Genomic DNA, 26,180 nt, shown 5'->3' with positions numbered 1-26,180 from the left:
TATTCGGGCAAACCATGTCGTGTGTGACACCGTAGCCCCAATAAATTGGGGCCTACAAACGCACTGACCCTCACCCCGCCAGAAAGTCCTGGGCGAAACGCTGCAGCACGCCGCCGGCGCTGTACACACTCAGCTCGTCGGCGGTGTCCAGCCGGCAGCGTACGGGCACGTTTTCCTGCTCGCCGCTGGTGCGGGTGATCACCAGCGTCAATTCAGCGCCGGGCTGAATGTGGCCCTGCACGTCATAGAGTTCAGTGCCATCGAGCGCCAGCGTGTGGCGGTTGGTGCCGGGCATAAACTCCAGCGGCAGCACGCCCATGCCCACCAGGTTGGTGCGGTGAATGCGCTCAAAGCCTTCGGCCACTATGGCTTCCACCCCGGCCAGACGCACCCCCTTGGCAGCCCAGTCCCGGGACGATCCCTGACCATAGTCGGCCCCTGCTACTATGATCAGCGGCTGCTTGCGGTTCATGTAGGTTTCTATCGCTTCCCACATGCGGGTCACTTTGCCGTCCGGCTCTATTCGCGTAAGCGATCCTTGCACCACTTCGCCGTTTTCCCGCACCATTTCGTTAAACAGCTTGGGGTTGGCCAGGGTCGCCCGCTGAGCGGTGAGGTGATCGCCTCTGTGGGTGGCATAGGAGTTAAAGTCTTCCTCCGGCACCCCCATGCTGGCCAGATATTCCCCCGCCGCGCTGGATGCCAGAATGGCATTGGACGGCGACAGATGGTCGGTGGTGATGTTGTCACCCAAAATGGCCAGCGGGCGCATGCCGCTAAGGCTGCATTTCCCGGCCAGCGCCCCTTCCCAATAGGGCGGACGGCGAATATAGGTGCTGTTGGGCCGCCAGTCGTAAAGCGGCGGCGTGTTTTGCGCGGCGTCATTCAGCTTGAACATCTGAATGTACACTCGGTTGAACTGCTCGGGCTTCACATACTCCGCCACCACCGCATCTATTTCTTCATCGCTGGGCCAGAGATCGTTCAGGTAAATAGGCTTGCCATTGGCATCGGTGCCCAGCACATCGCGCTCTATATCAAAGCGAATGGATCCCGCCAGCGCATAAGCCACCACCAGCGGCGGCGAGGCCAGAAACGCCTGCCGGGCATAAGGATGAATGCGGCCGTCGAAGTTGCGGTTACCCGAGAGCACGGCCGTGGTGTAAAGGTCGCGTTCAATGATCTCTTGCTGAATATCGGGGTCGAGCGCGCCGCTCATGCCGTTACAGGTGGTGCAGGCATAGCCCACAATGCCAAAGCCCAGTTGCTCCAGCTCCGGCAGCAGGCCCGCTTCTTCCATATAAAGCCGCGCCACCTTGGAGCCGGGGGCGAACGAGGTTTTTACCCAGGGCTTACGTGTTAGCCCCAGCGCGTTGGCTTTTTTGGCCAGCAGCCCCGCCGCCACCACGTTGCGCGGGTTGCTGGTGTTGGTGCAGGAGGTGATGGCAGCAATAATAATGGCACCATCCGGCAGTTTGCCCGGCTCTTCATGCCAGGGGCCGGCAATGCCGCGCTCGGCCAAGGCCGAGGTGGGCAGCCGCCGGTGCGGGCTGGACGGCCCCGCCATATTGCGTGTCACCGCGCCAATATCAAATTCCAGCACCCGCTCATACTCTGCGTTTTGCAGGTCGTCGGCCCACAGGCCGGTATGGCGGGCGTAGGCTTCTACCAGCTTCACCTGCTCGTCGTCGCGGCCGGTGAGCTTGAGGTAGTTGATGGTCTGCTCGTCGATGTAGAACATGCCGGCAGTGGCCCCGTATTCCGGGGTCATATTGGAAATGGTAGCCCGGTCGCCAATGGTGAGATCCCTGGTGCCTTCGCCAAAGAATTCCAGCCAGGCCGACACTACCCGTTGCTCGCGCAAAAACTCGGTGAGCGCCAGCACTATGTCGGTGGCGGTAATGCCGGGCTGGCGGGTGCCGGTAAGCTTTACGCCGACAATGTCGGGCAGGCGCATCATGGAGGGCCGGCCCAGCATCACGGTTTCGGCTTCCAGCCCGCCCACGCCAATGGCAATCACGCCCAGCGCATCCACATGGGGCGTATGGCTGTCGGTGCCCACACAAGTGTCGGGAAAGGCCACGCCATTTTGCACCTGCACCACCGGCGACATTTTCTCCAGGTTGATCTGGTGCATAATGCCGTTGCCGGCAGGGATCACGCTCACGTTCTCAAAGGCGGTTTTGCACCATTCAATAAAGTGAAAACGGTCTTCGTTGCGTCTGTCTTCAATGGCGCGGTTTTTGTCAAAGGCGTCCGGCTCAAAACCGGCATGCTCCACCGCCAGGGAATGATCCACAATCAGCTGGGTTTGCACCACCGGATTCACCCGTGCCGGATCGCCGCCCTGAGCGGCAATGGCGTCCCGCAGGCCGGCCAGGTCCACCAAAGCGGTCTGGCCGAGAATGTCGTGGCACACCACCCGCGCCGGATACCAGGGAAAGTCGTGGTCGCGCTTGCGCTCAATCAGTTGTTTCAGGCTGTTGGTAAGCTGAGCCGGTGTGCAGCGGCGCACCAGTTGCTCCGCCAGCACCCGAGACACATAGGGCAAACCCTCATAGGCACCGGGAGCGATGGCGTTAACGGCTTCCCGTGCATCAAAGTAGTCAAGCCGAGTGCCCGGCAGCGGTTTGCGAAAGTCGGTATTCATGGCATTCCTCACTTGCGCTCGCTGATGGGCAGCCAGGCTTGCGGCTCGGGGCCGATATAGTCGGCGCTGGGGCGAATAATGCGGTTGTTGGCGCGTTGCTCAAACACATGGGCGGCCCAACCCGTGACCCGGCTCATCACAAAGATGGGGGTAAACAGCTTGGTGGGAATACCCATAAAGTGATAGGCAGAGGCATGAAAGAAGTCGGCGTTGCAGAACAGGTTTTTCTCCCGCTTCATCACCGCCTCTACCCGCTCGGACACCGCATAAAGGTGAGTGTCGCCTACGTCTTCAGACAGCTTTTTGGCCCATTCCTTGATAAGGGCGTTACGCGGATCCGACTCGCGGTAAATGGCATGACCAAAGCCCATGATCTTTTCCTTGTTGGCCAGCATGTGCAGTATGCCCGCCTCGGCTTCATCGGGGGTCTGCCAGCGTTCAATCATTTCCATGGCGGCTTCGTTAGCCCCGCCGTGCAGCGGGCCGCGCAGGCTGCCAATGGCCGCGGTAATGCAGGAGTGCAGATCCGACAGGGTGGACGCGCACACCCGGGCGGTAAAGGTAGAGGCGTTGAATTCATGCTCGGCATAAAGCACCAGGGAGCAGTGCATTACCTTTTTATGCAGCTCGCTTGGTGCCTTACCGGTGAGCATTTCCAGAAAATAGCCACCTATACTGTCCTGCGCCGGGCAGGTGGTGTCGATGCGTACGCCATCGTGACTGTAGCGATACCAGTAGCAGATAATGGCCGGCAGCATGGACAGCAGCGTATCGGTTTTATCCTCCTGTTCGGCAAAATCCATTTCCTGATCCAGGTTACCCAGCACAGAGCAGCCGGTGCGCATCACGTCCATGGGGTGCGCATGGGCAGGAATTTCTTCCAGCACTCGGCATAAGGCTTCCGGCAGACCACGGCGGGACATCAGGTTTTGTTTATAGTCGTTCAGCTCGATTTGGGTAGGCAGCTTGCCCTTCAGCAGCAAATGGGCCACTTCTTCAAACTCGGCATGGTGTGCCATATCGGTAATGTCGTAGCCCCGGTAAGTGAGGCCGGTGCCGCTTTTGCCCACGGTGCACAGCGCCGTGGTGCCGGCACTCTGGCCACGCAGGCCCGCGCCGCCCAGTTGTTTTTCTTCCTTGGATTTTTCAGCAAAGGTGGTCATGGCTGACTCCTTGTTATGTTTTGGTCGAGGTGTGTGCGTAAGCGTCAGTCGCCTTTTTGCTCGCTGAACAACCGGTCGAGCTTGTTCTCGTAATCGTGATAACCCAGGTAATGATAGAGCTGCTCCCGGGTTTGCATGCTGTCCACCACATTGCGCTGATGGCCGTCTTTCAGCAGGTGCTGATACACATTGAGCGCCGCCTGATTCATAGCGCGGAATGCCGACAGCGGATAGAGCACCATGCCCACACCGCACTCGGCCAGCTCGTCTTTACTGAACAGCGGGGTCTGGCCAAACTCGGTAATGTTGGCAAGGATCGGCACTTTGACCGCTTCGGCAAACTGGCGATATTGCTCAAGCGTGTTGATGGCCTCGGGGAAAATCATGTCGGCTCCCGCCTCCACACAGGCCAGTGCCCGCTCAATGGCGGCGTCCATGCCTTCCACCGCCAGGGCGTCGGTGCGCGCCATGATCACAAAGTCACTATCGGTGCGCGCATCCACTGCTGCTTTTACTCTGTCTACCATTTCGCTCTGGCTCACAATGGCCTTGTTGGGCCTGTGGCCACAGCGCTTTTGCGCCACCTGATCTTCCAGATGCACGGCAGCCGCGCCGGCGCGCTCCATCTCTTTAATGGTGCGGGCAATGTTAAAGGCCCCGCCAAAGCCGGTGTCTATGTCTACCAGCAACGGCAGCTTGGTGGCGGCGGTAATGCGGCGCACGTCTTCCAGCACGTCGTTCAGGGTGGTAATGCCCAGATCCGGCAGGCCGTAAGAGGCATTGGCAATGCCGCCACCGGACAGATAAATGGCCTGATGACCCACCTGCTCCGCCATCATGGCGCAATAAGGATTAATGGTGCCTACCACCTGCAGCGGCTGGTTATTGGCGACCGCCTCGCGAAATTTGGCTCCCGGACTCATTGGTTTGCTCCTTGTTCGGTTTCAAGTTGTTGTTCAATTAACAGCCGGCTGCGCATAATGTGCCGGCGCATTAACAGCTCGGCCAGCTCACCGTCCCGCTCCCGCAGGGCCGCCAGCAAGTGAAAATGCTCGCTTAATGCCTGTTGCGGACGGGAATGTGAGCGCTGAGACTGATGCCGATACATGCGCAGCAGGTGATAAAGCTCATCGCACAGCAGGCTGATCAGCGTGCTGTTGCGGCTGGCCAGGATCAGCCGGTAGTGAAAGTCAAAGTCGCCCTGCTGATGAAAATAGGAGGCCCCTTCCACTTCTTCGATATGGGCCTTGTGGGTATTAAGCAGCTGCTCCAGGGCAATCAGCTCGGCCTCGGTAATGTGCTGGCAGGCCAGCCGCGCCGCCATGCCTTCCAGCGCCTCCCGCACCGCATAAATCTCAATGAGCTTGGCCCGGCTGAGGGCAATAACCCGCGCGCCCACATGGGGCACCCGTTCAATCAGGCCTAACGATTCCACCCGCAGCATGGCCTCGCGCAGCGGCCCCCGGCTCACACCAAAGCGGCGCGCCAGCTCGGGCTCGGAGATTTTGCTGCCGGCCTCAAACTCCCCTTTCACGATCAGATCAATCAGCTGCTCGGTCAGGTTGGCCGACTTGGTCAGCTCCCGCGCTTCGGTTAAGGATAAGTCGGTGCTCTGAGGTAGTAGTGCTTGCTCTGCCATTTAACTGTCAACAATTTAACGAATATGAAACAAAATTATCACCTGAAATGGGGTTGATCAAGGTAATGTGTCGACAATTATGGTTAGACTTTGGTCTTAACAGACAGCTGGGTGCTGGAAGCTGGAAGCGAGAAGCTGGAGGAATGTTGGGACTCGTCCCAAGTTGCCCGAATAAATTCGGGCCTACTGTAGGCCCCGTTTTAACGGGGCAAAGGTGCTACATGATGGCTGGTTTGCCCCAATAAATTGGGGCCTGCAGGAGATTACATTTTGTTTTTAAGCAGCGCTTCTATGCTGCCCACGGCACCGAGTACGCTGCTGGCTTCATAGGGCAGGAAGATGCGATCGCCGTCTTTGCCGATTTCGGGCAGGGTTTTGAGGTATTCCAGCCCCAGCAGATAGCCGATAACCAGTTGCGGATCGAGTCGGTCGCTGCCGGCGGCCAGCACCTGATCAATGGCCTGGCGCTGGCCGTCGGCCATCAGAATGGCGGCTTCGCGCTCCCCTTCTGCTACCAGAATATTGGAGCGTTTCTCCCCTTCGGCTCGGGCAATGGCGGCTTCCCGTTCACCGCTGGCCTGCAATACAAGTGCCCGGCGTTCCCGCTCGGCGGCCATTTGCTTGCGCATGGCGTCTTCCACCTCGGCGGGAATGAGAATGTCCTGAATTTCAACCCGGGTGACTTTTACGCCCCATTTGTTGCCGGCTTCGTCCATAACCACCTGCAGCTTGTCGTTAATTTCCTGGCGGGATTCAAACAGCTTGTCGAGCTCCATTTTGCCTACTTCCGAGCGCAGAGAGGTTTTGGCCAGAATTTCGATAGCCTGAATAAGGTTCTCGGTCTGGTATACGGCCCGCTCCGGGTCAATCACCTGAAAATACAGGGCACCGTTTACGGTCACGCTCACGTTGTCGGCCGTGATCACCGACTGGCCGGGAAAGTCGAGCACGGTTTCGCGGCGGTCAATGCGGGTTTCTTCCTGCACCACGGCGACATTTTCTCCGCCAATGGCCTGATAACGGCGCACCTTAATGGAGCGAGGCTTGTCTACAAAGGGAATAATCCAGTTAATACCGGGGCTGAGCGTTTTCTGGTAACTCCCAAGCCGCTCAATAACCACGGCTTCCGATTGCTGCACTATCATCAGGCCTTTGATCACCAGTGCCAGCACCAGCACGGTAAATACCAGAGCAATAACCAACATCATGTCCATGACAAACTCCCTTGCGGTAACAATGTTTTTAATTATTTGAGTGATTTAACAATAGCGGTAATGCCGTCGAAACGGAGAATTTCCACTTCTTCTCCTTCCTGTAGTTCGGCGTCAGCCTCGGCGCGCACCATAAACAAGTCACCTTCAAGTTTAAGCCGCAACTCACCGTTATGATGGCGCACCAGTTTGCCGGTTTGATGGCGGCTTTCGCCGGCCAGGCCGCTGCGACGCTGTGAGGGAGCATACTGACGAAAGGCCCTTTTCAGCAAAGGGGCCAGTGCGGCGGCTGCCAGGGCAAAAGCAAACCACTGGCCCGTTACACCCACATCCAGCAGCGCCGCCGCCATGGCCACCAAGGCAGCCAGCCCCATGGCAACGGCAAAAAAGCCGGTGCCAAGCAACTCGGCCAGGAACAAAATAAGCGCGGCAATCAGCCACAAATGCCAGGCAAGCACGTGTTAACACCTTAGATGCGAATGGAACAATGTTTACTATAGGTAAGCTGAAAGCCGGAAGCCAGCGGGGGCTGGGGAATGGCATGCCGTGAGCGTAGCGAATTGCAACAGGATGCCGACTGCGGGTTGTTGGGATTCGCATGGCTAATCTCAACCTTGGCACTACAGACGGCACCTCTTATAGCTGATAGCTTACGGCTTACAGCTCCCCAACGGGGCGGGCCAGTTTGAACAGCTCAAAGAAGTTGGCGGTGGTTTGCTGTGCTACTTCTTCATAGGGCACGCCTTTAAGTTTGGCTACATATTCCGCCACAGTGCGGGTGTAGGCGGGTTCATTTTCTTCACCGCGGAACGGCACCGGGGCCAGCCAGGGCGAGTCGGTCTCCACCAGCAGGCGCTCCAGCGGCAGGGCTTTTACCACCTCGCGCAGGGCGTCGGCGCTGCGAAAGGTCACAATGCCGGAGATGGAAATATAAAAACCAAGCTCAATGGCGGCTTCGGCCATTTCCAGCGACTCGGTAAAGCAGTGCAGCACACCGCCTACCTTGTCGGCACCGCCCTTGCGCAAAATATCCAGGGTGTCTTCCTGGGCGCTGCGGGTATGAATGATCAGCGGCTTGTTCAGCTCCACCGCCACCTGCACATGCTGCTCAAAAGAGCGCTTTTGCAGCTCGGCGGTGTCGGGTGCATAAAAATAATCCAGTCCGGTTTCGCCAATGGCTACCACAGAAGGGTGCGAGGCCAGCTCGCGCAGCCGCTCCGGATTGTTCTGTTCATCATTCTGGTGCAGCGGGTGCACGCCACAGGAGGCAAACACCTGAGGGTAAGGCTCAACGGCTTTCAGCATATCGGGAAAGGAATTCAGCCCCACACCAATGCACAGCATGTGGTTTACGCCACGGCTGGCGGCCTTGGCGATGGCTTCGTCCATGGATTTGTGTTTTTTGCCGTAATCGAGTTTGTCGAGGTGGCAATGGGAATCAACCAGCAAAATCAGCTCCGGTGTTGTTTTTCGGTAAATCAGGAATGAAGTAATGTCTGCTGCAAACGATGCAGCCACTGGCTCAGCTGCAGGCCGGCATTGACCGGTCTGCCCTGCCCCGGCTGCAAACAACGGCGCAATTTCAGCAGCGCACTGTGCAGCTCATGCAGCGGCATGGGCCCCAGCTGCGCTATAAGCGCACTGTGCTGCCGGCAGTCAGCAAGTTTAAGTGGTGCCCGCACGCCAAGGGCGGTTTGCAGCGCATCCTGCAGCAACAGCTGCACCCATACCAGGTGCACCGGCTGTTCCTGCAGGCCTGCCAGCACCTTTTGCAGCCGGCCCGGCTGCTTGCCCAGACCGGCCAGCTCGGCCAGCAAACTCAGGCGTTTGTCGTCGGTACCGGCACTCAGGTATTCCAGGGTCTGCAGTGGCGAGCCCTGGTTCACACTCAGAGCCGAGGGGCTGGCCTGCACGCCCTGCTCATTCAGCCAGGCCAGCGCACTTTGCGTATCGGGCAGTGGCACCAGCCACTGCTGACAACGACTTATAAGCGTCGGCAGCAACCGCTCGGGCCGGGACGATACCAAAATCAGCGTGCTTTCACCCGCCGGCTCTTCCAGGGTTTTCAGCAAGGCATTGGCGGCGGCTTCGGTCATCAGCTCGGCCCGCTCAATAATGGCCACCTTGCCGTGCCCCAGTCGCGCACTCTCGCTCATAATACGGCTGAGCTCGCGAATGGCATCAATGCCAATGCTACGCCCTTCCCGGCCCACCACATGCAGATCGGAATGACTGCCGGCGGCGTTGAGTTCACAGGCATGGCAGATGCCGCAAGGAGTATCACTTGTATGTTGGCATAATAATGCGGAGGCCAGTTTTCCGGCCAGCTCGCGCTTGCCCAGCCCCGCCATGCCCTTTATTAACAGGCCGTGGCCCAGGTGCTGCTCTCGCACCGCCCGCTGCAGCGGCTGCCATACCGGGCTCAGCCAAGGGTACACAGACGTTGCTCCAGACAGGCCAGTACCCGTTCTTTTACCTGCTGCTCATTGCCACTGGCGTCTATCAGGTCACAGTTGGCATCGGCATGGGCCAGCTCAAGATAACGGGCACGAGTGCGTTCAAAAAAGTCGATTTTTTCCTGCTCTATGCGATCCAGCTCGCCTCTGTGGCGGGCCCGGACCAGCCCCTGAGCCGGATCAATATCAAGGTAAAGCGTCAGATCCGGTTTAAAGTCTCCCAGCACCGCCTGTTTGATTTGAGTAATAAGGCCGGTGTCTATGCCCCGGCCACCGCCCTGATAAGCCTGAGAAGACCAGTCATGCCTGTCTCCCACCACCCAGATACCGTCGGCCAGGGCCGGCTGAATCCGGTTTTTTACCAGCTGCACCCGGGCGGCATACATCAGCAGCAGCTCGGCTTCCATGGTGAACGGCTCTTCATGCACCTCTTTTACCAGGCTGCGCATTTTTTCTGCCAGCGGGGTACCACCGGGTTCACGGGTGGTCATCACTCGGTGGCCTCTGGCTTCAAGCCAGCTCACCACATGGCGCTGCACCGTGCTTTTGCCGGCCCCTTCCAGCCCTTCAATCACTATAAAACGGCTCATCATTTACCTGTTCAAAATGTAGCGGCGCACTGCGTTGTTATGCTCACGCAAGGTGCGGGAAAAATGATGCCGGCCCTCACCCTTGGCCACAAAATAATAATATTTGCTCTTGGCCGGGTTCAGCACGGCCTGAATGGCTTCCTGGCTGGGCATGGCAATGGGAGTGGGCGGCAGGCCGTCTATCACATAGGTGTTATAGGGCGTATGTGCCTGCAGATCGCGCTTGCGAATATTGCCGTCATAGTCGTCGCCCATGCCGTAAATCACGGTAGGATCGGTCTGCAGCCGCATACCCCGGCGCAACCGGTTAATAAACACCGAGGCGATCAGCGGCCGCTCTTCGGCAATGCCGGTTTCCTTTTCAATAATGGAGGCCAGGATCAGCGCTTCGTAGGGAGAGTCTACCGGCAGGTCGGGCTCACGGTTTTCCCAGGCATCCTGTAAAAACGTCTGCATATGGCCATAAGCACGCTCCAGCACATCATAGTCACTGTCGCCGGGTGTGTAGGTATAGGTTTCCGGTAAAAACAGCCCTTCCAGCTTGCTGTGCCCGGCCCCCAGACGTTCGGCCAGTTCGGCTTCGCTGACGCCCTCAAGCTCATGCTCCATGTACTCCGCGCTGGCCAGCTTGCCCAGCCAGTCGGACAGGCGCAGCCCTTCCACTAACGTCACGTTCAGCCGATACACATCTCCGTCTACAAAGGTATTGAGAGCCTCACGCAGCGTGGTGTTGTCATCCAGCTTGTAGGTGCCCTGGCGCACAGCCGCCAGCTCAGGATGAAACTTCAGCCATAACCGGCGATGCAGCAGCGGCAGCTCCGGACTGAGCCGGCCGGCCAGTTGCAGGGCGGTCTCGCCTTTATGCACCACAAACAACGGATGCTCTCCCGGTGTGATGGTCAGATGTTCAATTTTCTGCCACTGGCTGTAGCCATAGCCGGCCAGGCCAGCTCCCGCCAGCACACCGGCCAGCAGAGTGCCTTTCACGGCGTTAATCAATTTGCTCATATTTGCGTTGCAGTGCTCTTGTCATGGAAAACGGCTGTTGCAGTGTCCGGCCGGCAAAGGTATGCACAGGCACCAGCCCCATCAGGGCATTGGTCAGCCAGATTTCATCCGCGTCATAAAGGGCGTCAAGGGGGGCATTCACTGTCTGTACCCGATCGCCCAGCTCATTTATTATCCAGGCACGCACAGTGCCATGCACGCCATTGGTGGCAAGCGCCGGAGTAAACACAGCATCATCCTTGCGCCAGAACAGATTGGCGGTCACTGCCTCCATAATAACGCCCGCATCGTTCAGCACCACGCCTTCATCAAGCCCGCGGTCTTCAAGCTCAGCCCTTAGCAACACCTGCTCCAGCCGGTTGCTGGTTTTCAGTCCCGCCAACAGCGGCGAGCTGCCAAGCCGGCCTTCACACAGGCCCAGCTCAATGCCCTGCTCGCGCCAGGCAAAATAATGCACGGGAAAAGACGAACAGTTCAAGGCAACCACGGTTTCCGTGCTGCCGGCAATACCATAGCCCCGGCCGCCGGCGCCGCGCAACAGGGTCAGGCGCACCACACGATCGCCTTCGTCGGGCAGGCGCGCAAGGGCGGCTTCCACGGCACTCCAGTCGGGCTCGGCCATGTGCAGCCGGCGGCAGGCTTTAATCAGCCGGGCCTTGTGCAATGGCCAGAGCCGTACCCGGCCCAGGTGCTGGTGCATGGTGGTGAAATGGCCGTCGCCGAGCATCCAGCCACGACTGGTGTTGTCTGAACTGCTGATAAAGGTCTGCATAATACCGTTATAAAAAAGCCCGGCACATGGCCGGGCTGTTTATGGCCGAAGGGCCATTATATGCGCTTGAAGATCAATGAGCCATTAGTGCCGCCAAACCCGAAAGAGTTGGACAGGGCATACTCGAACTCACCCTTCTTCGCCTGGTGCGGTACCAGATCCAGATCGCATTCATCATCCGGGTTGTCCAGATTGATGGTGGGCGGTGCAATCTGATCACGCAGCGCCAGCACGGTAATAATGGCTTCAATGGCACCGGCAGCACCCAGCAGATGACCGGTCATTGATTTGGTGGAGCTGACCATCAGTTTGCCGGCCTGCTCACCAAATACCTTTTTCACCGCTTTCAGCTCGGCCACATCACCCAGCGGCGTGGAGGTGCCGTGAGCATTGATGTAACCCACCAGCGCCGGATCCAGATTGGCGTCGCGCAGGGCATTGGCCATGGCCGCTGCAGCACCGCTGCCGTCATCGGGCGGAGCCGTCATATGATGTGCATCGCCGCTCATGCCAAAGCCAACCAGCTCGGCATAAATGGTGGCACCACGGGCCTTGGCGTGTTCATACTCTTCCAGCATGACCACACCGGCGCCGTCGCCCAGCACAAAGCCATCACGGTCCTTGTCCCAGGGGCGGCTTGCCTTTTGCGGCTCGTCGTTGCGGGTAGAGAGCGCACGGGCCGCAGCAAAACCACCCATGCCCATGGGCGTGGAGGCTTTTTCGGTGCCGCCGGCCAGCATGGCATCGGCATCACCGTAAGCAATCATGCGGGCTGCCAGACCAATGCTGTGCGTACCAGTGGTACAGGCGGTGGTGGCGGCAATATTGGGACCGCGCAGGCCCTTCATGATCGACAAATGGCCGGATACCATATTGATAATGGTGGACGGCACAAAGAAGGGACTCAGCTTACGCGGACCGCTCTTCATCAGGTTGGTATGATTTTGTTCAATCAGACCCAGACCACCAATACCCGAGCCGATGGACACACCCACGCGATCGGCGTTGGCGTCTGTAATTTCCAGTCCGGCATCAGCAAAGGCCTGCAAGCCTGCTGCTATACCGTACTGAATAAACAGATCCATTTTGCGGGCTTCTTTCTTGGCTATGCCATGCGCTTCCGGGTCAAAATCCTTGACCAGGCCGGCAAACTTGGTGGTGTAATCGGTAGTATCAAAATGATCGATATTGGTAATGCCGCTTTGACCTGCCAGCAGGGCCTGCCAGCTGGCATCGACCGAATTTCCGACAGGAGAGAGCATACCGAGGCCAGTCACCACGACTCTGCGTTTTGACACAGGAGCGCCTCCGAATGGGGGTTAAACAAGAAAATAACCGAAGTGGCGGGCGCCACTCCGGTACAGGTTTGTTATTCCTGGTTGGCGTTGATGTAGTCGATCGCAGCCTGAACGGTGGTGATCTTCTCCGCTTCCTCGTCAGGAATCTCGGTGTCAAACTCTTCTTCCAGTGCCATTACCAGTTCAACGGTATCCAGGGAATCCGCGCCCAGATCATCAACGAAAGAAGCTTCAGATTTAACTTCTTCTTCTTTAACACCCAGTTGTTCTACGATGATTTTCTTTACGCGTTCTTCAATGTTGCTCATGACCAGTATTTTCCTTTAGAAATACGCAAGTGCGTGTCGTTGCGGTAGTGTATAAAAATAACCGTCGTTTGCAAGCCTGTTTGGGGCTGGTCTAACCAGAATTTACCCCTAAAACGGCGCATTTTCCGCCAAACAGATGCTAACCGAGGTGATTTTCATCACACCATGTACATGCCGCCGTTAACGTGCAGCGTTTCGCCGGTAATGTAACCAGCTTCATCCGACGCCAAAAAGGCCACGGCGGATGCAATCTCTTTGGGGTCGCCCAGGCGCTGAGCCGGAACTTGTGACAAGATACCGGCTCGTTGTTCGTCATTCAATGCGCGCGTCATGTCTGTTTCAATAAAACCGGGAGAAACCACATTAACGGTAATGCCGCGGGACGCCACTTCACGGCCCAGGGACTTGCTGAAACCAATCAGACCGGCTTTGGCAGCCGCATAGTTGGCCTGGCCGGCGTTGCCCATGGTGCCTACCACGGAGCCGATGGTCACAATACGACCGTAGCGCTTTTTCATCATGGTGCGCAGCACCGCCTTGGACAGACGGAACACAGATGTGAGGTTGGTGTCGAGAATATCCTGCCACTCGTCTTCTTTCATGCGCATCATCAGATTATCGCGGGTGATACCGGCGTTGTTCACCAGTACGTCGATATCACCAAAACGCTCCTTGATGGTGCCAAGCGTGGCTTCCAGTGACGCCGGATCAGTGACGTTCAGTACCAGACCGGTACCCTTGTCGCCCAGATAGGCGCTGATCGCCTCAGCACCCTTGTCGCTGGTGGCAGTGCCGATGACGGTGGCACCGCGTTCTGCGAACAGTTCGGCGGTGGCACGACCAATGCCGCGGCTGGCACCGGTGACCAGCACTACTTTACCGGAAAAACTCATATTCACTCCTTTATCAGGGGTTTAAACCAATTGCATTCTGGTCATTCCGGACTCTGGCTTTCGCCAGAGTGACGACAGAAAGCGACCAGGCAGATTGGCATTACAGACCGTTAACGGCAGTCAGGGCTTTTTCCAGGCTGGCGTCGTCGTTCACGGCAACGCCTTCTACCCGCTTGTCGATGCGTTTGGCAAGGCCGGTGAGCACCTTGCCCGGCCCCACTTCCAGCGCCAGAGTCACACCCTGCTCCGCCATGGTTTCCACGGTTTCAGTCCAGCGTACCGGGCTGTACAACTGGCGCACCAGTGCCTCTTTAATGGCAGCCGGATCGGTTTCGGGCGTTACATCCACGTTGTTGATCACGGGCACCACAGGCGCATTAAAACTCATGCCGCTGAGGGTTTCTGCCAGCTTGTCGGCGGCAGGCTGCATCAGCGCGCAGTGAGACGGCACACTTACCGGCAACGGCAGCGCACGTTTGGCGCCACTTTCTTTCATCAGCGCATTGGCACGCTCTACTGCGGCCTTGTTACCGGCAATCACCACCTGGCCCGGTGAGTTGAAGTTTACTGCCGATACCACCTCGCCTTCTGCTGCTTTTTCGCAGTTGGCAATAATAGTGTCATTATCCAGGCCGATAATGGCCGACATGGCACCGGTGCCTTCGGGCACGGCATCCTGCATCAGCTTGCCGCGCAGCTCTACCAGTTTCACACCGTCGGCCAGGCTGAGCACACCGGCACACACCAGGGCGGAATATTCGCCCAGGCTATGGCCGGCCATCACCGCAGGCTGTGCCCCGCCCTGCTGCTGCCACAGACGATAAAGCGCGACCGAGGCGGTGAGCAGCGCCGGCTGAGTGCGCCAGGTTTTATTCAGCTCTTCGGCCGGACCGTTCAGTACCAGATCCGCCACATTATAGCCCAGAGCGTCGGATGCCTCGGCAAAGGTGGTTTGCACTATTTCGTGATTGGCCAGCACATCGGCCAGCATGCCAACGGTCTGGGATCCCTGTCCGGGAAAGGTAATGGCAAAAGACATGAAATTTCCTCTTAAAAACGAACCAGGGCCGAGCCCCAGGCAAAACCGCCGCCAAAGGCTTCCAGCAGCACCAGATGGCCACGCTGAATGCGACCGTCACGCACGCCTTCATCCAGCGCGATGGGCACACTGGCCGCTGAAGTGTTACCGTGCTTGTCGAGGGTCAGGATCACGCTGTCCAGCGACATGCCCAGCTTGCGGGCGGTGGCGTTAATAATGCGGTAGTTGGCCTGATGAGGTACCAGCCAGTCGAGCTCCGACTTATCAATACCGTTGGCTTCCAGAGTCTGCACCACAATATCGCTCAGGCGGGACACGGCCACCTTGAACACTTCATTGCCCTTCATGTGCATGTAGGCATCCATTTCGGTGCCCGATACACCGCGCTGGCGGTGTGGCAGCTTGAGCAGCTCACCATAGGCACCATCGGCATGCAAATGAGTCGACAGAATACCCGGCTCTTCGCTGGCACCCAGCACAACCGCACCGGCACCGTCGCCAAACAGAATAATGGTGGATCTGTCTTCGGGGTCACACATGCGCGACAGCGCATCGGCACCAATCACCAGCACATGGCGGGCGGTACCACTTTTAATAAACTGATCTGCCACGCTCAGGGCATAGCTGAAGCCGGCACAGGCGGCGGCGATGTCAAAGGCCGGAATGCCGGGCACATTCAGCATGGCCTGCACTTCGCAGGCGGCGGCCGGAAAGGCATTGTCGGCACTGGTGGTAGCCAGCACTATCATGTCGAGCTGCTGCGCTTCAATGCCGGCGGCATCCAGTGCCCGCAGGGCGGCACCATAAGACATGGTGGCCACGGTTTCTTCGGCACCGGCAATGCGACGCTCGCGAATGCCGGTGCGTTCAACAATCCACTGATCGCTGGTTTCTACCATTCTTTCCAGGTCGGCGTTGGTACGCACACCCTGAGGCAGGTAGCTGCCGGTTCCCAAAATTTTACTGTTCATAGGCGTTATCTTGCGTGACTGTCCTGAGGGGCAGTATCAAAAAGATGCGCGATTTTGGCGGGCAACTGATGCTCGGTTTCGGCAACAGCCTGCAAAATCGCATTCAAGAAGGCGGGTGATCCTGCGCTCCCGTGGCTTTTTACCACACTGGAACGTAATCCTATCAGACTGGCCCCATTATACTGGTCCGGGTTCAGGTGAGAAAGCCGGCGCTTGAGCCAGGTGCCCAGCAACCGCCACCAGAACCCGCGCTTTTTTCCCGCACCCAGCAGCAGCCGGGCGACTCCTTCACTGGTTTTGAGCGCCACATTACCAACAAAGCCATCACACACAATGACTTCCGCGGTGCCGGCAAACAGGTCGTTGCCTTCGATATAGCCCTGATAATTCAGTGCCGGCAGTGCTTTCAGCCGGCGGGCAGCCTGGCGCACCGCTTCATAACCCTTGTTGGACTCGGCTCCCACGTTCAACAGCATGACACGGGGCTTCTGTTGCGACAACACATGCCGCGCCACCGCATCTCCCATCAGCGCAAACTGCACCAGTTGCTCAGTGTCACAGCACACATTAGCTCCCACATCCAGCAACAGCGCATGGCTGCCATCGGCCTGAGGCAGGCGGGTGATCAGTGCCGGCCGGTCGACACCGGGCAGGGTCTGCACCACGTTAATGGCCATGGCCATGAGTGCACCTGTATTGCCGCCGCTCACACAGGCCTGAGCCTCGCCGCTGGCCAGCGCATTCAGTGCCTGGCACATGGAGGAATCAGACAGATGACGCAGGGCAAAGCCCGCTTTGTGCTCGTTGGTAACCTGCTGGGTACAATAATGCACCCGCACCCGCTGATGAGCGGTCAGGTTACATCGTTCAAGCCAGGGAAGTAGCGCCGCGCGGGACCCGAACACATGCAGGTGAAGGTCGGGTAGAAGCGACAGTGCCTGCGCGGCGGCAGGCACTGTAACCGGAGGGCCAAAGTCGCCCCCCATCATATCAAGCGCAACGGTCAGCTGCGGCAAGAGAATAATCCTTACTTAGCGATTACCTTCTGGCCACGGTAGAAACCATCGGCGGTCACGTGGTGACGACGATGAGTTTCGCCAGTGGTCTGGTCTACAGACAGGCTGGCAGTGCTCAGAGCATCGTGTGAACGACGCATACCACGCTTGGAACGGGTTTTACGGTTCTGTTGTACGGCCATTTGACCTAACTCCTAAATCAGTTACTTTCGTTTCAGCTCTTCCAGAATGGCGAAAGGGTTCGAACGCTCTTCGGCTTCGGGAATATCACCATAGCTCAGATCAAACTTGCCTTCGGCACAACGCTCATTTTCATGAGCGGGTACCAGCGGCAGGGCAAGGATGAGTTCATCCTCAATGGTCTGCGCCAGATTAATTTCTCCGAATTCATCGGCCTCAAACGTTTCGTACTCTTCCGGCAGCTCCGGCGCCTCGGCATTCTCACGCAAAGGCGTGTACGTAAACTCGGATTCTATGGTGGTGTCGAACATCTCATTGCAGCGCTGGCACTGAAGGGTAACGTGCACGCCGGCTTTACCGGACATGATGCGCAACCCCTGGGCATCAATGCCAAAGGTGAGAGAAACGTCGATATCACCATGGATACCTTGGGTAGACTCCGCCAGTCTGGGCATCAGCTCTGCGGCAAACACGCCCTGATAATCCAGGCGTTTATTGGCGCAGCGAACGGGGTCAACCTTGATGGGCAACTTTACCTTTTCCATAAGGCGCGCATATTATAGCGCGTCTGCTGTGGAGTCAAAGAGAAATTGACTTTCCTACGCATAACAGGGGTTTGTGCGCAGCCTGTTGCTCCGGGTAAAATGGCTGCACCTTAATATTCACGTGATCATCACTTGTTATGCCACCGCTTATTCTTGCCTCTTCTTCCTCTTATCGCCGTGCTCTGCTGGAGCGGCTGGGCCTGCCTTTTTCCTGCCACAGCCCGAATATTGATGAAACACCCCAGCACGGTGAAAGCGCCGACGCGCTGGCACTGCGGCTGGCTCAGCAAAAAGCCGCCGCTGTGGCTGAGTATTATAAAGAAGGCCTGGTGATCGGCTCGGATCAGGTGTGCGTAAACGGCAATCAGCTGCTGGGCAAACCCGGCACCACAGACAATGCCCGCCGCCAGCTGCTGGCGGCCTCGGGTAAAACCGTCACCTTTTATACCGGCCTGTGCGTGCACGACTGCGCCACCGGCAGACAGACTTCGGTAGTGGAGCCCTTTCGTGTGCACTTTCGCCGGCTGACCGAGAGCCAGATTGACCGCTACCTGGAAAAAGAGCCGGCGCTGGACTGTGCCGGTGCCTTTAAGTGCGAGGGCCTTGGCATCAGTCTGTTCGAGCGCATGGACGGCCGCGATCCCAACAGCCTGGTGGGCCTGCCACTGATTGCCCTTATCGACCTGCTGGCAGAATTTGGGGTGGAGGTGCCTTGATTCGTGAGGAGTGAGGAGTGAGGAGTGAGCACAGTCCACAATGGACAATCATCTCCCTTCACCTACAACCCCTCACTGTTTTAAACCCACTCAGGCAGATGGCGAATGTCATCAATCAGGGCCACGGGCTTGTGCACGCCCAGCTGATCCCGGTTATGCACTCCGTAAGTGACGCCAATGCGGTCCATGCCAATGGCTTCGGCCATGGCAAGATCGTAACTGGAGTCCCCTACCATCACCGCCTGCTCCGGTGCCATCCGCAGCTCGTCGAGAATTTGTGCCAGCATCAGCGGATCCGGCTTGGAACGCGCCTGATCGGCACCGCGCAACGCATGAAAAAGGTGACCCAGGCCTGAGTCTTTCAGCACCAGATCAAGCCCTTCCCGGGCCTTGCCGGTGGCCACTGCCAGCCGGTAGCCGGTCTGATGCAAACCAGTGAGCACCTTGTCCGCGCCGGCAAACAGCGGTGATGGCGTGGTGTTCAGCTCAAGATAATGCCGGCGGTAAGCATGCAGCAGCGCATCACTTTCGGCGACCGTCAATTCACCAAACAAAACGGGGAACGCCTTATACAGGCTGAGCCCGATAATATGGCGCACCGCCTCAGGCGTGGGCACCGGCTGGTTGCAGTCCAGCGCCGCCGCCTGCATGGACGACACTATGCGGGCCACCGAGTCCATCAGGGTGCCGTCCCAGTCAAAGATCACCAGTTCATACTTCATTTTTTTGCCATTCTCGTCAGCAGTTTTTTCAGCGCCGGCTCCAGCGGTGCTTCCAGGGTCATGGTTTCTTCTCTGCCCGGATGATAAAAGCGAATGCGACAGGCATGTAAAAACAGCCGGGTCAGCCCCTGGCCGCGCATGGCTTCATCAAACTGGCGATCGCCATATTTATCGTCCCCTGCTATGGGATGGCCCGCATGCAACGTATGCACCCGAATCTGATGAGTCCGGCCGGTGACCGGGCTGCACTCCACCAGGGTGGCACCGTCAAACTTCTGAATAATCCGAAAACGGGTTTCTGACGGCTTACCGTCGCGGTCTACCCGCACCACCCGCTCACCGGAAGCCAGCTCGTTTTTCTTCAGCGGCGCCTTTACCGACTTCTGATGCGCCTGCCACTGGCCGCGCACCAGCGCCAGATAATGTTTGTCCATGGTTTTCTCACGCAGCTGCTCGTGCAGGCTGCGCAGCATGCTGCGCTTTTTGGCCACCAGCAAAATGCCGGAGGTGTCCCGGTCCAGCCTGTGCACCAGCTCCAGAAAACGGGCCTGAGGTCGCAGGGAACGCAGCCCTTCAATTACGCCAAAGCTAAGGCCACTGCCACCATGCACCGCCATGCCCGATGGCTTGTTCAGCACCAGCAGGGCATCATCTTCATACACAATGGCGTTTTCCAGCCCCTGCACGCTGTCGAGCTTGGCGGAAGGCAGTACTTCTTCCCGCTCTGCCACCCGCACCGGCGGCACCCGTATGATGTCACCGGCTACCAGCTTGTATTCCGGTTTGATGCGCTTTTTATTAACTCTTACCTCGCCCTTGCGCAAAATTCGATAAATCAGGCTTTTGGGAACGCCTTTAAGCTGAGTCCGTAAAAAATTGTCGATGCGCTGCCCTTCATGCTCAGCCTCTATGGTGAGCAGCCGCACGCTTTGATGGTCTTGTTTCATGGGCGGGATTCTACCACCGAAGCCGGTGTTTTTGCTGCAAAAAAGGTGCCTTGCTATGGTTGTGGGTAAAGTGTGATAATGCAGAAGATTTTCGCGCTTTCCCGGTTGGGGAAGCGCACACAAAAACCCCGGAAACACCGTCAGGTTCGCGACCTTTGGGCTTTTCTCCCCTTTTGACGTGAAACACACCTGAAAAATGCGCCTCATGCGTAGCCAGCCGGGAGGCTGTAACGACTACGCTAAAAGACCCGAGGCCGGTGTCGGTCGGAACCTGACGGGTATTCCGGGGAATCTGAACACTGTAAAAAACAGTAAAAACATATAAAAAGAGTACTAAATGAAAAGAATGCTAATTAACGCAACCCAGGAAGAGGAGTTGCGCGTTGCCCTGGTGGACGGGCAAAGGCTGTATGATCTCGATATTGAAAGCCCCGGCCACGAGCAGAAAAAAGCCAACATTTACAAAGGCAAAATCACGCGGGTAGAACCCAGCCTGGAAGCCGCCTTTGTTGACTACGGTGCCGAGCGCCACGGCTTTTTGCCCCTCAAGGAAATTGCCCGCAACTATTTCCCTGAAGGCTACACCTATCAGGGTCGCCCCAACATCAAGGAAGTGGTCAAAGAAGGTCAGGAAGTTATTGTTCAGATTGATAAGGAAGAACGTGGCAACAAAGGGGCTGCGCTTACCACCTTTATCAGCCTGGCCGGCTCCTACCTGGTACTGATGCCCAACAACCCCCGTGCCGGTGGTATCTCACGCCGCATCGAGGGCGACGAGCGCACTGAACTGAAAGAAGCCCTCTCCCGCCTCAAGTTGCCCGACGGCATGGGCCTGATTGTGCGCACCGCCGGTGTGGGTAAATCCGGTGAAGAGCTGGAATGGGATCTGAATGTACTGAAAGCCCACTGGGCTTCCATTCAGGAAGCCGCCGACAGCCGTACCGCTCCTTTCCTTATCCATCAGGAAAGCAATGTCATTGTGCGCGCCATTCGCGACTACCTGCGCCGGGATATCGGTGAAATTCTTATCGATAACCCCGTGGTATTTGAACGTGCGAAGCAACACATTCAGCTGGTGCGCCCCGATTTTGTCAACCGGGTGAAGCTGTATGAGGGCGACGTGCCCATGTTCAGCCACTACCAGATTGAGAGCCAGATTGAATCCGCGTTTCAGCGGGAAGTGCGCCTGCCGTCCGGCGGCAGCATCGTTATTGACCCCACCGAAGCGCTCACCTCCATCGATATCAACTCGTCCCGGGCCACCAAGGGCGGCGATATTGAAGAAACCGCGCTGCAGACCAACCTGGAAGCGGCAGAGGAAATTGCCCGTCAGCTGCGCCTGCGCGATCTGGGCGGCCTGGTGGTGATCGACTTTATCGACATGACACCAGTGCGCCACCAGCGTGAAGTGGAAAACCGCCTGCGCGACGCCGTGCGGCAAGACCGTGCCCGCATTCAGCTGGGTCGTATTTCCCGCTTTGGTCTGCTGGAAATGTCTCGTCAGCGCCTGCGTCCGTCTTTGGGCGAGTCCAGCACCCATGTGTGCCCCCGCTGTCTGGGTCAGGGTACCATTCGCGACAACGAATCCCTCGCCCTGGCCATTCTGCGCCTGATCGAGGAAGAAGCGCTGAAAGACAATACCGGCCAGATCCACGGTCAGGTACCGGTGGACGTAGCCGCCTATCTGCTCAACGAAAAGCGCAAATCCATTGCCAATCTGGAAAACCGCTACAAGGTTGATATTTTCATCATTCCTAACGAGCAGCTGGAAACCCCGCACTTCGACGTAACCCGGGTGCGCAGCAGCGATGTGGAAGACGTCACCAGCTTTGAACTGAAAACAGAGGTAGAGCAAACTGCCTATCAGCCGCGCCAGCATGAAGCCGCCAAAAAAATTGAGCAGCCGGTCCTGCAGGGCTTTACTGCCCCCGCTCCGGCTCCGGCAGCGACCAGCCCGGCGGCAGTAAAACCGTCTCAGCCCAGCCAGCCCGGCCTTCTGAGCCGTCTGTTCAGCACCATTGCCGGCTGGTTCAAGAGCAGCGAACAGCCGCAAGCCTCTGCCACACAGGAGCAGACTTCTGCCGACCGCAACGAGCGCAGTAACAACCGCAACCAGCGTAACGGTGAGCGCCAGGACCGTCGTCAGCGCGGAGATCGTCGCAACAACAACCGTAACCGCAAGCCGCGTGATGAAGAGCGCAACCAAAAGCCGGCCGTCGCCGCCGCGCAGGACAACACCGAGCAGCAACCGAAGGCCGAGCGTCCGCGCCGTGAACGTCGCAAGCCCCGTCGTGAGCAGCAGCCCGAGCGCGCCGCCCGTCAGCAGGAGCAGCAAACGGCTCAGAACGTGCCGCAACAAACTCAGGCCCCTGCCCCGCAGCAGGAAGCACAACAGGAGCAGGCACGTGAACAGGCCGTGGCCGAGCGCCGCGAGCGCCGTCAGCTGCGCAAACAGGTACGTCTCGACAGTGAGGGCCGCACTCAGGACGCCAAGCCTGCGCCCGAGAAAACCCGTGAGCCCGAGCAAACCGCTGCACCTGCCAGCGAGCAGCCTCAGCCGCACAAGCGTGCACCCAAGCGCAAGCGCATCAATGAAGACAGCCGTCGTCGCCGCCGGGAAGAAACCATTGCTGCCCTGATTGAGCGCGAAGGTGAAGAAAAATGGGTAGCTTCTGAAGCCACTCAGGCCGAGCAACAGCCAGCTCCTGTGCAACCCGAGCCTAAACCGGCTCAAGAGCCGGCCAAGGCAGAGCAGTCTGTGCAAGAACCGGTTAAAACCGAGCCCGCGCCGCAAGCCGAACAAGCCAAGCCGGATGTAGTTCAGGAAGCGGTTGCTCAGGACGAAAAAGCTCAGCCACAAGTGAAAGCAGAAGAGCCCAAAGCGGTACAGGAAGTACCGGCAGAGCCTGCAGTTGCTGCAGAGCCAGTGGCAGAAGCTGAACAGGAAACCAAAGCCGAGCCTGAAGCAGCGCCCACAGCTGAACAAGAAGCCAAGGCCGCGCCCGAGCCAACTGCACCGGTGCAAGCCGAGCCTGTAGCAGCTGCTGCGCAGCCTGCCAAAGAGGCAAAGCCGGCTCCTGTGGCACTGGGTCGCTACCTGGCTGCCTGCAAGGCCTCCGCGCCCATGACCAAACCACCGGTTGTGGAAGCAGCACCTTATGTGAAGCCCGACTACCCGCCTCTGGTACGCGAACCCATCGCCACCAGTGGCCGCCAGGGCGGCAGCATCAACGCCACCAATCAGGCCTCGGCCCCCATGGCCAAACCCTGATCACAGTGCGCTAACAGAAAAAGGCTCCCTCGGGAGCCTTTTTTATCGCCTTACCAGGCTTGACCCGGCGTTACCCGTCATACCGGGCTTGACCCGGTATCTTGCGGTAGGCGCCGCTTTAGCCGGCGCAAATTCAAAGCAAGCATGTATTTAAAGCCTGTTGCACAGGCTCTGCCAGCTAACACGGCAGGCAGCTACAGGCTAGCCCTTAACCTGCCTCAACACCCCATCACAGGCCGCTTCCACCAGATCCAGCACCTGCTCAAAGCCCTGATCCCCGCCATAATACGGATCCGGCACTTCCTGCTCAGGGCCCTCCGCAAAGCTCAGCAACAGCTTCACCTTATGGGCATGCGCCGGCGGACATAGTTTCTGTAAGTCCCGCAGGTTTTCCTTATCTGCCGCCAGGATCAAATCAAAACGGGCAAAATCATCCACCGTCACCTGACGGGCACGCATGCCGGAAAAATCATAGCCTCGCGCCTCACCCGCTGCTCTGGCGCGTGCATCCGGCCCGTTACCGGCGTGAAAACCAATGGTCCCCGCCGAATCAATCTCCAGCTCTACCCCCGCCTGTTGCGCCTTATGACGCAACACCGCCTCGGCAGTGGGCGAACGGCATATGTTGCCCATGCACACTGTAAGCACTTTGTATTTTTGGTTATTTTTTAACTGTTGTTCAAACATGCTGCATTCCTTTACGTTTTTGTGACTGCTCCCCGTCCTGACGGACGAGGCTTCCAACTTCTTAGGCTGCAACCGGCGCGTGGCTGGATTTACGCAAGCCTCCATTGGCAGGAACCGACAGTCCTTCGGCCCGTAGTTTGATTATACCCTGCTGGCGGATATTGATCGCGGCATTTACGTCGCGGTCAAGCTCTATTGCACAATTTGGACACGACCAGTTACGCACCGACAATGGTAGGGTGTCTACCTTGTGCCCACAGCAGGAGCAGGTCTTGGAGCTGGCGAACCACTGGTCTATTTTGACCAGATGCTTGCCTTGTGCCTTGGCCTTGTACTCCAGCTTCTGGATCAAGCTGAACCAGCTGGCATCAGCAATATGCTTCGCCAATTTCCGGTTCCTCAGCAGGTTTTTTACTTTCAGTGTCTCGACTATCACCGCTTGATTTTCGTCAATGAGTTGTCGGGACAGGTTGTGCTGGAAATCAGCACGGGTATTCGCAAGGCGCTCGCACGCCTTAGCCAGTTTAAGCCGTGCCTGCGCACGACCTTTGCTACCCTTCTGGCAGCGCGATAGGGCTTTCTGTTTGCGTCGCAAGTTCGACTGAGCGCGTTTCAGGAAACGGGGATTCGCTGTCTTATTCCCCTCCGAGTCGATAGCAAGATGGGTAAGTCCCATATCAACGCCCAGCACGGTATCAACGGTGTGCAATAGGGCGGGTACTCCCATCCCATCTTCGACCAACAGCGCGGCGTAGTATTTCCCTGTCACGGTGCGTGACAGAGTGATGCTTTTGAGCTTTCCGGTCAGTTCGCGGTGTACTCGCGCTTTGATTCGACCCAGCTTGGGGATCTTGATCCAGTTTTCACCCGCACTGACGCTCATGCAGTGGTAACTCGACTGCTTGCCGTGCTTGCGCTTGAACTTCGGGTAACGCGCCGGGAGCTTCGGATCGAAGAAATTCTGGAAGGCTTTGTCGAGGTTGATACACGCTTGCTGTAGCGCAATCGAGTCAAAGGCCTTGAGCCAGTGGTATTTGCGAGACTTCTTAGCCACTGCAAGCAGCGGCTTGAGGTCTTTCTTGGCCTTCAGCTTTAAGCCGTGGCGCTTGTACTGAGCACTGATGATGTGCAAAGCCTTGTTGTACGTAAAACGGACAGCACCAAACTGCTGATTTAAAAAATCAGCTTGCTCAGGCGTTGGGTAAATACGTACTTTTGTGGCTTTTAGCATTATCGCCCTGACTGCTCCAATCCTGCCCGCAAGATAGCCTGTGCTCGTTTAACGCCTCTTACGTGCTCAAGGGCAACCACATTCGGATCGCAGAGACACAGTTCACGCTTTAGCTTGACTGCTGTGTTTGGATTTGTGAATAGGTTGATGTCACCACAGTTGATACGGTCGAGAAACTCTTTACAAGCAGCTTCAACATCTTCACGAGGGTTAGTCGATAGTTTGGCCGCATACAGGTAGCCATCCATATAAAGATCAATGAGACCACAGTGCGCACAATAGAAATCAACCTTGGGCTTGCCTGAGTTGGAGACTCCATTGATCTTGAACTGGTATAGCATATTTCACCCCTCATGCTTAAACTACCTGCACTATAAGCCTATTAGGACATATTTCAAGTGAGTGTACAGAATAGAAAACCGCTTGCCGACTATCTACGTAAACGTCACAGCGTGACCAAGCTGATAGTACATCTGGTGTTTACCACCAAGTACCGCCGTAAGCTGTTTGACGGTTACATGATTGGACAACTGCGTGAAGCGTTTGAGTCTGCTTGCGAAAAACTGGAGTGTGAATTGCTGGAAATAGATGGCGAAGCAGACCACGTACACTTGCTAGTCGCATACCCTCCAAAGCTGGCGGTCAGTGTTATGGTGAACAACCTGAAATCGGTGTCATCACGCCGGATACGGATTCTCAATACACACATACCTCGGCAAAGCAAAAATTCAGCGCTCTGGTCACGCTCCTACTTTGCCTGTAGCGCCGGCGGGGCGGCTATCGAAACACTGAGAGAATACGTGCAGAGTCAGGCTACACCAGAATAGAACCGCTGCGCGGTTCCCGCTTGTATCCCCGCCCGATTGG

The 26,180-nt window shown here is 57.5% G+C and carries 27 protein-coding genes; 3 read left to right on the top strand and 24 right to left on the bottom strand.

Going from position 1 to position 26,180, the window contains the following annotated elements; translation table 11 throughout:
- Positions 1-70: 70 nt before the first annotated feature.
- The 19 genes from acnD to yceD all read right to left on the bottom strand — a co-directional run bounded on the left by acnD (position 71) and on the right by yceD (position 17,739).
- Positions 71-2,650, bottom strand: a complete 2,580-nt coding sequence (gene acnD, locus R0I78_RS12800) for a Fe/S-dependent 2-methylisocitrate dehydratase AcnD (protein WP_317075600.1) — start codon at positions 2,648-2,650, stop codon at positions 71-73.
- 8 nt (positions 2,651-2,658) lie between these two features.
- The gene (prpC, locus tag R0I78_RS12795) at positions 2,659-3,813 is read right to left on the bottom strand and encodes a 2-methylcitrate synthase (RefSeq protein ID WP_317075599.1); all 1,155 of its coding nucleotides are present in this window, start codon (positions 3,811-3,813) and stop codon (positions 2,659-2,661) included.
- Positions 3,814-3,857: 44 nt separating this feature from the next.
- Positions 3,858-4,736 carry a methylisocitrate lyase gene (gene prpB / locus R0I78_RS12790; protein WP_317075598.1) on the bottom strand — a complete coding sequence of 293 codons (879 nt, stop codon included), beginning with the start codon at positions 4,734-4,736 and terminating at the stop codon, positions 3,858-3,860.
- Positions 4,733-5,452 (bottom strand): GntR family transcriptional regulator, encoded by a 720-nt coding sequence (locus tag R0I78_RS12785; protein ID WP_317075597.1) that lies wholly within the window; start codon positions 5,450-5,452, stop codon positions 4,733-4,735. The genes prpB and R0I78_RS12785 overlap by 4 nt, the downstream gene beginning before the upstream one ends.
- A gap of 263 nt (positions 5,453-5,715) precedes the next feature.
- Positions 5,716-6,666: an SPFH domain-containing protein gene (locus R0I78_RS12780; protein ID WP_019933725.1), complete on the bottom strand. Its 951-nt coding sequence runs from the start codon at positions 6,664-6,666 to the stop codon at positions 5,716-5,718.
- Between the two features lie 32 nt (positions 6,667-6,698).
- Complete coding sequence (locus R0I78_RS12775) at positions 6,699-7,121, bottom strand: NfeD family protein (RefSeq protein WP_317075596.1); 423 nt, start codon at positions 7,119-7,121, stop codon at positions 6,699-6,701.
- Between the two features lie 199 nt (positions 7,122-7,320).
- Positions 7,321-8,115: a TatD family hydrolase gene (locus R0I78_RS12770; RefSeq protein ID WP_317075614.1), complete on the bottom strand. Its 795-nt coding sequence runs from the start codon at positions 8,113-8,115 to the stop codon at positions 7,321-7,323.
- A gap of 26 nt (positions 8,116-8,141) precedes the next feature.
- The gene (gene holB / locus R0I78_RS12765; RefSeq protein WP_317075595.1) at positions 8,142-9,101 is read right to left on the bottom strand and encodes a DNA polymerase III subunit delta'; all 960 of its coding nucleotides are present in this window, start codon (positions 9,099-9,101) and stop codon (positions 8,142-8,144) included.
- Positions 9,086-9,709 carry a dTMP kinase gene (gene tmk, locus R0I78_RS12760; protein ID WP_317075613.1) on the bottom strand — a complete coding sequence of 208 codons (624 nt, stop codon included), beginning with the start codon at positions 9,707-9,709 and terminating at the stop codon, positions 9,086-9,088. The genes holB and tmk overlap by 16 nt, the downstream gene beginning before the upstream one ends.
- Before the next feature lie 3 nt (positions 9,710-9,712).
- Positions 9,713-10,717: an endolytic transglycosylase MltG gene (gene mltG / locus R0I78_RS12755; RefSeq protein ID WP_317075594.1), complete on the bottom strand. Its 1,005-nt coding sequence runs from the start codon at positions 10,715-10,717 to the stop codon at positions 9,713-9,715.
- On the bottom strand, positions 10,701-11,489 hold the full coding sequence (gene pabC, locus R0I78_RS12750) for an aminodeoxychorismate lyase (protein ID WP_317075593.1): 789 nt from the start codon (positions 11,487-11,489) through the stop codon (positions 10,701-10,703). Before pabC ends, mltG begins: the two co-directional genes overlap by 17 nt.
- Positions 11,490-11,545: 56 nt before the next feature.
- The gene (gene fabF / locus R0I78_RS12745; protein ID WP_317075592.1) at positions 11,546-12,787 is read right to left on the bottom strand and encodes a beta-ketoacyl-ACP synthase II; all 1,242 of its coding nucleotides are present in this window, start codon (positions 12,785-12,787) and stop codon (positions 11,546-11,548) included.
- Between the two features lie 71 nt (positions 12,788-12,858).
- Entirely contained in the window at positions 12,859-13,095 is a 237-nt protein-coding gene (gene acpP, locus R0I78_RS12740) for an acyl carrier protein (RefSeq protein ID WP_014292450.1), read from the bottom strand.
- A 158-nt stretch (positions 13,096-13,253) separates the two neighbouring features.
- Entirely contained in the window at positions 13,254-13,988 is a 735-nt protein-coding gene (gene fabG, locus R0I78_RS12735; RefSeq protein ID WP_019933735.1) for a 3-oxoacyl-ACP reductase FabG, read from the bottom strand.
- A gap of 100 nt (positions 13,989-14,088) precedes the next feature.
- A complete protein-coding gene (gene fabD / locus R0I78_RS12730) occupies positions 14,089-15,027 on the bottom strand; it encodes an ACP S-malonyltransferase (protein ID WP_317075591.1) in 939 nt (312 codons plus the stop codon).
- 11 nt (positions 15,028-15,038) lie between these two features.
- Complete coding sequence (locus R0I78_RS12725; RefSeq protein ID WP_317075590.1) at positions 15,039-15,998, bottom strand: beta-ketoacyl-ACP synthase III; 960 nt, start codon at positions 15,996-15,998, stop codon at positions 15,039-15,041.
- 5 nt (positions 15,999-16,003) lie between these two features.
- The gene (gene plsX / locus R0I78_RS12720) at positions 16,004-17,014 is read right to left on the bottom strand and encodes a phosphate acyltransferase PlsX (RefSeq protein WP_019933738.1); all 1,011 of its coding nucleotides are present in this window, start codon (positions 17,012-17,014) and stop codon (positions 16,004-16,006) included.
- Positions 17,015-17,025: 11 nt separating this feature from the next.
- Positions 17,026-17,196 (bottom strand): 50S ribosomal protein L32, encoded by a 171-nt coding sequence (rpmF, locus tag R0I78_RS12715; RefSeq protein WP_019933739.1) that lies wholly within the window; start codon positions 17,194-17,196, stop codon positions 17,026-17,028.
- A gap of 21 nt (positions 17,197-17,217) precedes the next feature.
- Positions 17,218-17,739, bottom strand: a complete 522-nt coding sequence (gene yceD / locus R0I78_RS12710; protein ID WP_019933740.1) for a 23S rRNA accumulation protein YceD — start codon at positions 17,737-17,739, stop codon at positions 17,218-17,220.
- Between the two features lie 137 nt (positions 17,740-17,876).
- Between yceD and R0I78_RS12705 the strand changes: the two genes are divergently transcribed.
- Positions 17,877-18,455 carry a nucleoside triphosphate pyrophosphatase gene (locus R0I78_RS12705; RefSeq protein WP_317075589.1) on the top strand — a complete coding sequence of 193 codons (579 nt, stop codon included), beginning with the start codon at positions 17,877-17,879 and terminating at the stop codon, positions 18,453-18,455.
- 80 nt (positions 18,456-18,535) lie between these two features.
- Here the strand turns inward: R0I78_RS12705 and R0I78_RS12700 are convergent, their stop codons facing one another.
- Together R0I78_RS12700 and rluC are read right to left on the bottom strand one after the other, a co-directional pair.
- Entirely contained in the window at positions 18,536-19,177 is a 642-nt protein-coding gene (locus R0I78_RS12700) for an HAD family hydrolase (protein ID WP_019933742.1), read from the bottom strand.
- Positions 19,174-20,124 carry a 23S rRNA pseudouridine(955/2504/2580) synthase RluC gene (rluC, locus tag R0I78_RS12695; protein ID WP_019933743.1) on the bottom strand — a complete coding sequence of 317 codons (951 nt, stop codon included), beginning with the start codon at positions 20,122-20,124 and terminating at the stop codon, positions 19,174-19,176. Before rluC ends, R0I78_RS12700 begins: the two co-directional genes overlap by 4 nt.
- 337 nt (positions 20,125-20,461) lie before the next feature.
- On the opposite strand from rluC, the gene rne reads away from it, so the two are divergent.
- A complete protein-coding gene (rne, locus tag R0I78_RS12690; protein WP_317075588.1) occupies positions 20,462-23,395 on the top strand; it encodes a ribonuclease E in 2,934 nt (977 codons plus the stop codon).
- A 201-nt stretch (positions 23,396-23,596) separates the two neighbouring features.
- Here rne and R0I78_RS12685 read toward each other — a convergent pair whose 3' ends face one another.
- The 3 genes from R0I78_RS12685 to R0I78_RS12675 all read right to left on the bottom strand — a co-directional run bounded on the left by R0I78_RS12685 (position 23,597) and on the right by R0I78_RS12675 (position 25,654).
- A complete protein-coding gene (locus R0I78_RS12685; protein WP_317075587.1) occupies positions 23,597-24,082 on the bottom strand; it encodes a low molecular weight protein-tyrosine-phosphatase in 486 nt (161 codons plus the stop codon).
- Between the two features lie 61 nt (positions 24,083-24,143).
- Positions 24,144-25,313, bottom strand: a complete 1,170-nt coding sequence (locus tag R0I78_RS12680) for an RNA-guided endonuclease TnpB family protein (RefSeq protein ID WP_317075586.1) — start codon at positions 25,311-25,313, stop codon at positions 24,144-24,146.
- Positions 25,313-25,654: a hypothetical protein gene (locus R0I78_RS12675; protein ID WP_317075585.1), complete on the bottom strand. Its 342-nt coding sequence runs from the start codon at positions 25,652-25,654 to the stop codon at positions 25,313-25,315. The genes R0I78_RS12680 and R0I78_RS12675 overlap by 1 nt, the downstream gene beginning before the upstream one ends.
- Positions 25,655-25,711: 57 nt before the next feature.
- Between R0I78_RS12675 and tnpA the strand changes: the two genes are divergently transcribed.
- The gene (tnpA, locus tag R0I78_RS12670; protein WP_317075584.1) at positions 25,712-26,140 is read left to right on the top strand and encodes an IS200/IS605 family transposase; all 429 of its coding nucleotides are present in this window, start codon (positions 25,712-25,714) and stop codon (positions 26,138-26,140) included.
- Positions 26,141-26,180: the final 40 nt, after the last annotated feature.

Source organism: Oceanimonas sp. CAM02 (assembly GCF_032842915.1).
Taxonomy (GTDB): domain Bacteria; phylum Pseudomonadota; class Gammaproteobacteria; order Enterobacterales; family Aeromonadaceae; genus Oceanimonas; species Oceanimonas smirnovii.
The sequence above is the reverse complement of the archived record's forward strand: the minus strand, read 5'-3'. Positions and strand labels throughout refer to the sequence as shown.